The sequence below is a fragment of the Syntrophomonas sp. UBA1041 genome (assembly GCF_002316705.1).
Taxonomy (GTDB): Bacteria; Bacillota; Syntrophomonadia; order Syntrophomonadales; family Syntrophomonadaceae; genus DTU019.
In genome coordinates this window covers 588-7,330 of the sequence record NZ_DCEA01000037.1, presented here as the reverse complement: position 1 = coordinate 7,330, position 6,743 = coordinate 588, and the positions used below count along the sequence as shown (strand labels likewise).

Genomic DNA, 6,743 nt, shown 5'->3' with positions numbered 1-6,743 from the left:
ATCAATAAAAAATCCCTGCGTATTCATTTCCCAACCTCCTCCGTTGTTATTGCCAGTATTTGTCTATCGCCAGCATCCACGGCATATTCTTCAACAGCGCAGGGCTGTTTATAATCCGTTTTATCTCGGATGGCGCAATCATTTTTTTCATGAAGTAAAGTAGAGGCCCCATAGCTTCCATGCTGCCAACTGCTTGAATGCCCATTATTCGCTCGTTCTTGATCAAGATACGATGGTAAGTATTCTCCGTCTCTTTCTCAATAATCTTTAGCCCTGTTCTGTCCAGTTCTTCTTCCAGCAGGCCGGCAGCCATGCATGGCTTCCCATATGCTTCTTCAGCAATTAGCTTGAGCGCTCCCGGGTAAACAATCTCCTCCCCAAGGCAGTTTCGAGCCGCGACTTCTGCCTGAGCTTTCGCGCAAGACCACAGCAAACACAAAGCGGGTTTGCCGGTAAGCAGATCCGAGGTCTCAATGCAATCTCCGCAGGCATATATTGCAGGATGGCTGGTTTTCATTTGCGAATCCACCTTTATGCCTCCCAGGCCACCTATTTCTATTCCCGCTGCTCTGGCCAGTTCCGTATTCTGACGAACGCCGGCCGCCCAGATTACAGCATCGCAGCTAATTCTACGGCAGTCGGTAATCAAACCTTCAACCTTATTTTTGCCAATTACTTCCCGGGCTTTTTCACCGGTGTGTATCTCAATGCCATTTTCCTCCAATATATTTCTTATTAGCATGGCCGGTTGCTCATCAAATAAACGCGGCATAATGCGGGGCATCATCTCGATAATGCTTACCTGACATCCCCTGGATGCTAGCGCCTCAGCCGCTTCAATACCGATGTTTCCTGATCCGATCACCACAATGCGCCTGGGATTGTGGGAGAGAATTCGGTCAATATCGTAAACAGATTTAATGACAAAATTACCGGGCAGCCCTGTTCCAGGAATATTCGGCAGTACCGGCCGGCTGCCGGAAGCTATGATTAAGCGGTCATAAAACAGCAACTCTCCACCTGCGCTTACTGCCTGACGGTCAGGTTTGATATCCTCAACCGCCTGGCCCAGGCGTATTTCAACCCGGTGTCGTTCTAACGAACTTCTGAGGAAGAGCTGGTCGCGTTTGATCCAACCGGCCAGATAATCGGGCAAAGCACAGGCGGAATAGAAGGGTATTGATTCAGCGCCCAGTATGGTAATTTCGGCTTCCGGATCGTAATCCTGGATGGTCTGGGCCGCCTGATTGCCGGCTGCACCATTGCCGATAATAATTATACGCAAAACACCTAAGCCTCCTTCCCGGAAAACTTAAAGACCTCAAGCAAGGAGGTTCCAAACCTTTGCAAAGCTGCCTGATTGCGCTTTTTATCTGCTTGATCCCCCGGGTAGTCATAAGTCAAGGCATGGTTGGGGCAATATTCAACACATAGCGGCCTTCCTCCGCACAAATCGCAATTAACCACTTTTTCCTGAATGACATCGAATACGGCTGCGTCAAACGGGCAAGCTAATTCACAAGCACGACATCCTATGCAGTGATATAAATCACGAACAGTTATATCACTGCCCGGTTGCTTGTAAATGGTGTTCATCAGGCAAGTCAAAATGCATGGCGCTTCCTCACATTGGGTGCAGCACACGGCATAGAAAGCTTCTCTTTCCATATCATTAACAATTTTGATGCGACTTTGATAATGATTCCACTGCCCACAGTGCTCAAGCGCGCAAACCAACTGGCAAAGGCCGCAGCCATCGCAAAGCGAAGTATTGTGATATAATCTTTTCTGCTTCATACCTTCTCCTCCACCAGCTAATCGCAGATCACTTATCACGGGGTGGGGATTAAATACCGAGTCTTTTTTCTGTTTCCGGCAAAGGATGTCCGGTGCCGGGGTCCCAGCCCCGGGCCTGCCAGTATTGCTCCAAAACAGCCTGTACTTTATCTTCATCCACAATATTACCGGACTGGAGTTCACGGTAAAAGCGGCGCGGGAACTTGCTATCACCGGCAACTTCTCCATGCCGGATGTTAAATAGTTTCATAAGATTCCAGGCTCTTTCCGAACCCATCATCAGTTCATCCGGACTCATAGGTATCCCGGTCATACAAGTATATATCTCGGCCAGAAGTGTGGGTCCTATAGTTTCCATTACCGGTGGTCGAATACATATACCGACCGAGTTGTATAAATTAATCAGGTCTTCCGCCCATTTGGACATAATGGCAATATCAACCGTATCACTTTCCAGGTCTATGGCTGCGGATTTTAAATTTTCAGGCATATCCAGGCGGTCATACATAGGCTTCTTAAAGCCAAATCTCTCTTTTTGGTAATGATAAAGGTTTTCATTATAACGCAAATTTTCAACCGGATTGCGACAGCGCAGATGGTCCCCGCCCCGGATATTGGTAAGCATGCCTAAGGTCCAGGTTGACCAGCGTCCACGGGGATCGATCATGGGTACCTCCACTCCCTTGACATGAATGGCATAATCATCCGCTCCCGGCCAGTGGTCTGCTGCCCTTTTTACTCCTTCTGCCAGAATATCTCCGATTCCCTGCCGCAAAGATATATCCCTTAGCAAGGCAAAGGCAGCGTCATCATCCCCGAAAGCAAGCTCGTAACCCACATCATCCTTGTTGATGATACCTTTTTGATAGAGTTCCATGGCAAAAGCAATTACGCTTCCTGAGCTGGACATATCGATACCGTAACGCTGGCACAGCTCGCTGGATTTGATGGAAGCCTCCGTACTCAGACCGACATTTGACGAATAAGATACAGTGGGGGTAATCTCCATATCCTTTACCAGCGTACCTGCGTATTTTCCTTCGTTTATTTCTGCCAAATGCCCACAGGCAATGATGCATGATTGACAGGCAATATGCCGGCTGCCGTATATATCTACTATTTGCCGCCCGGCTTTTTGCTTCCAATCCGGTAAAGTCCCCCGGGAATAATTGTGTACTGATAAAGCATTGAATCCACCGTAGGGAATGGTGGCATTCATGGTCCCATAAGCACAAAAAGCCTGGTAAGAAGATGCCGATTTTATCAACTTTTGTCCTTTGGCGCTTAACTCCAGGACCCCTTGGGGATCAGCGGGTACTATTGGTTTTGACCCTCTAACAACTACTGCCTTTAGCTTTTTGGACCCCATGACCGCCCCCATCCCGGTACGCCCAAATCCATCATAATATCCGTTTTCAATACTGGCAAAGCGCACCAGGTTTTCCCCGGCCTGACCGATTAAAATAATCTCGGCTCCATAGTGGCGAGCTCTAAGCAGGTCTATACTCTCCCATGCATCTTTGCCCCATATGAAAGAAGCTTCTTTGATTTCGATCGTGTCTTCCTCGATTAAAAGGTATACCGGTTTTTGCGCCTGGCCTTTGATAATCATCCCGTCATAACCGGCGCATTTCAAGCGAAGGCCTAAAAAGGCGCCGGAGTTTGATGATCCAAATCCGTTGCTTGCCGGGGATTTGGCCGAGACTTCCATGCGCGAGGCGGTTGGAAACGGTGTTCCGACCAAGCAGCCGACACTAAATACCAAAACATTGTCAGGGCCAAGGGGGTCAGCACCTGCGGGTATCTCATCATATAATATCCGGGCATTAAATCCGATCCCGCCTATATAGTCCCTGGCAAGGTCCGGTTCGAGCTTTCTTGTCTTTATTTTTTGAGTACTCAGATAAACTTCCAGCATTTTTCCGGCATAGCCAAACATAAACTCCCCACCCTTCTCTTCATTATCAAGGCAATTTATCTTTTCGCCTCGTATACGAATCAATCAGAAAAATAACAATTTATGTCAAGCCAATATTTATAAAGCGAATTAAATTAGATTGTATACCAATTATATATTCATAAATGGAGATTTACAAACACTTCTCAAAGCAACTTTGTTTTAATATCCACGAAAACCGTCCCTACGGGATTCTTAGAAACATTAGGTGTGCTTCCTTCTAGGGCGTTACCGCTGTCTATTGGAGCCAACCACTGGCCGTAGCTTTATTCCGACATACTCTCCGGCATATTGTTATGGAGGTTGTTAACAGGTTAAGTTTTTCAGTCCAGGCTCCCCCAGGATGAAAGCATGACTTCTAAAAAGCGTATAATTGTCAAAGATTTCGTATTGAATATATCCCCTTCATTACTTAAACAACAAAGTGAGGGTTTGATATGCTCCATAAGAAAAAAGTTATTATCGGCATCATTTTATCATTAGCTGTTATAACAATAGGGGCGGTGGCAGTCTTAATAAATGCTAATCCCAAACCAACATTAATTGCACCCGATACTAAAAAGCCCAGCAAAATACAAAATACCAGCAAAGACAGCCAAATGAACCAGCAAGAATTATCCTCAGAAAAGCTTAAGTTAAGAACAGAATACTATTACTTGCTCAAAGATCTCGATAATATGCGCTTTTTCAGCGATTTTCCACTGTCAGAAAACATCCCGGTAGAAGAACTGTTGTTATTCGGGTATATGAAAGCTTTGGAGGCAGGTTGGCAAGATGATTCCGGAGCTGTAAAGCTGGCCAACGTTAATACCTTCACCGAAAAGCACTTTAATCGTACCCTTATGAGTAACATAGATACCTCTTATTTTACTTACGATGCCAATGGCGACAGCTACATTCCGACCGGCTGGGATTTTCACGGGTCTGATCCCCACTATTTAGCCAGGATATCTAATAATCCTGATGGTTCCGTTACCGCAATTTTTGATGTATATTTGTTCGGCGAATCCGATATATTGGATAATAAATCACCTGAGGAATATATTGGCGATACCTCATTAATACCTCCAGAGCTTAAACATCTCCGGGCCGAATCTAGCTTTTACCGTAAAGCAGACAACGGCAAAACATACCTGCAGATGCTTTCATATAAGCGGCTATATGATGAAGCTAAGAACCCTATTGCTTCTAAAGCTGATGCTTCTAAATCAGTACCCTATTGCCCTGATGAGTATTTAAGTGATGACGAGTTCGTCTTCGCCAATGGAGTCCGCTTGGGCATGAGTTACGAAAAGGTAATTGAAATTCTGGGTGGTTATGATGAAGCTTTCGACAATGCTCCTGATGTTAAATCAATTATCAAAGATGGATGCCATTACGGTTTTTATCAAATTAATGACAAATATACCAACCAATCTGATTTAAAAACTGATGGGGTGTTTCGGCTTCTCAACCTATCTTCCGAGTCATATCAAGGTGAATTTCCACGGGGAATAAGGATCGGCGACAGCATTGAAGATGTACTAAATAAATTTCCCGGGAAAGACAAACAACTACGAAAATGGGCTCACCAAACTATTTATGGCAAAGATGAAATCGGAAGCCCTCGCGCTTACCTGCAGTTTACCATGTACAACGAATGCTACCGGTTTTTGGCTACCACCAGCCGACAAGTCTTAATAATAAATTTTGACAGAAAAAACCAGGTTCGCTCTGTAGAACTTCATAAAGAAGATTCATAGTGCTTAGACTTTAATCACAAATAATACTAAACGGTTAATCCCATGCGTCACGCTCTCCCCTGATAAACTCATCTGCCTCCTGGGGAGATAAGAAACATCCTTTAGCAGACCCAATAAGATTAACTAGCGACCGGGTTACCGATTGTGTATTATCACGTTCGACTACTATAGTTGCTTCAACCGTAACCCCAACAGGTAATTCTCCTGAACGAGCTTCAACCAACCCCCCGGGCTTAACTATAGTCTTTTCACGAATCGTATTTACTATGACCATAACCCCCTTTGCTTGGTATATTTAAATCAAGAACGGGGACACGAGAATGTCCCCTAAAATATTGCGGTTATATCAAATTTAGTTAACGCCTTATCAAGCGCCTCCGCGATGCTAATTATCGGAGTAATTTTTAATGATTTTAGAACATAAGCTGGCAGGTTCTCGGTCTCCCGCAGGTTATCCGCTGGCAGCAATACTTCTTTAATCCCGGCATCATATGCGGCTCTTATCTTCTGCTGTATACCACCTACCGGAAGAACTTTACCCATAATAGTTATTTCCCCGGTCATGGCCAGGTCATTACGTACAGGAACCCCTTTCAAGGCTGAGACAATACCAACCACCATGGCTACTCCTGCTGATGGCCCCTCTTTGGGAACCCCCATATACGTTGCCAGTACCGCAACATCATAATTTTCCCGCCATTGTGCCCCTATCCCCAACTCATCGTGATGAGTCTTAATATACTGAGCTGCAGCCTCTATGCTTTCCCGCATAATCTTTTGAATAGACCCCAGGGGTACAATGCGACCATGGCCTTTACTGGCCTGCATCTCAAAATGAAGCGTGCAACCATGATCACCTGCTACCGCCAATCCCAGTACTTCCCCCACCCGGGGTTCGACCGGCAGTGAAATGCGCTGGATGCGTTCCGCATCCGGCAAATTGGGAGCAAGCACTTTACCCGATGAAAGTATTTTCACCCCCAGTTTCACCCGCTCATATTCCCCCTGGGCCATCAAATGCAGCTGTTCCCTGACCCGCTGGCGCAGCTCGCAGGATAATAGCAGCACCTCTTCCAACTCTTCATCTAATACTTGCCCATCCGGATAAAGAAGCTTGAGCAAGGCCGATGTAGTTTTCATAATAGCCCTCTGATCCCGACCCGATATTCCCTGATCAGTTCCGGCAGTATCAACAATAACAAAGCGAGAACGTACAGTACCTAATATATCCACCCGGCGCAATTCAT

The 6,743-nt window shown here is 45.8% G+C and carries 5 protein-coding genes; 1 reads left to right on the top strand and 4 read right to left on the bottom strand.

Annotation, left to right across the window (positions count from 1 at the left end; all coding sequences use genetic code 11):
• Positions 1-46 precede the first annotated feature (46 nt).
• Genes B2633_RS06210 through B2633_RS06200 form a run of 3 tightly spaced genes read right to left on the bottom strand, consistent with a single transcriptional unit; the run spans position 47 to position 3,736 of the window.
• Positions 47-1,285 (bottom strand): NAD(P)/FAD-dependent oxidoreductase, encoded by a 1,239-nt coding sequence (locus B2633_RS06210; RefSeq protein WP_061215213.1) that lies wholly within the window; start codon positions 1,283-1,285, stop codon positions 47-49.
• Between the two features lie 5 nt (positions 1,286-1,290).
• Positions 1,291-1,797 carry a 4Fe-4S dicluster domain-containing protein gene (locus B2633_RS06205; RefSeq protein WP_061215212.1) on the bottom strand — a complete coding sequence of 169 codons (507 nt, stop codon included), beginning with the start codon at positions 1,795-1,797 and terminating at the stop codon, positions 1,291-1,293.
• Positions 1,798-1,846: 49 nt separating this feature from the next.
• On the bottom strand, positions 1,847-3,736 hold the full coding sequence (locus tag B2633_RS06200; RefSeq protein WP_061215211.1) for an aldehyde ferredoxin oxidoreductase family protein: 1,890 nt from the start codon (positions 3,734-3,736) through the stop codon (positions 1,847-1,849).
• A gap of 455 nt (positions 3,737-4,191) precedes the next feature.
• Between B2633_RS06200 and B2633_RS06195 the strand changes: the two genes are divergently transcribed.
• A complete protein-coding gene (locus B2633_RS06195) occupies positions 4,192-5,496 on the top strand; it encodes a hypothetical protein (protein WP_061215210.1) in 1,305 nt (434 codons plus the stop codon).
• A 327-nt stretch (positions 5,497-5,823) separates the two neighbouring features.
• Here B2633_RS06195 and B2633_RS06190 read toward each other — a convergent pair.
• Positions 5,824-6,743 (bottom strand): S16 family serine protease (locus B2633_RS06190; RefSeq protein ID WP_483169788.1); only part of this gene is annotated, 920 nt, incomplete at its 5' end.

What these genes read in the sequence shown, in the direction of transcription:
- B2633_RS06205 (WP_061215212.1), bottom strand. Translation starts at nt 1,797, where the DNA reads ATGAAGCAGAAAAGATTATATCACAATACTTCGCTTTGCGATGGCTGC.
- B2633_RS06200 (WP_061215211.1), bottom strand. Translation starts at nt 3,736, where the DNA reads ATGTTTGGCTATGCCGGAAAAATGCTGGAAGTTTATCTGAGTACTCAA.
- B2633_RS06195 (WP_061215210.1), top strand. Translation starts at nt 4,192, where the DNA reads ATGCTCCATAAGAAAAAAGTTATTATCGGCATCATTTTATCATTAGCT.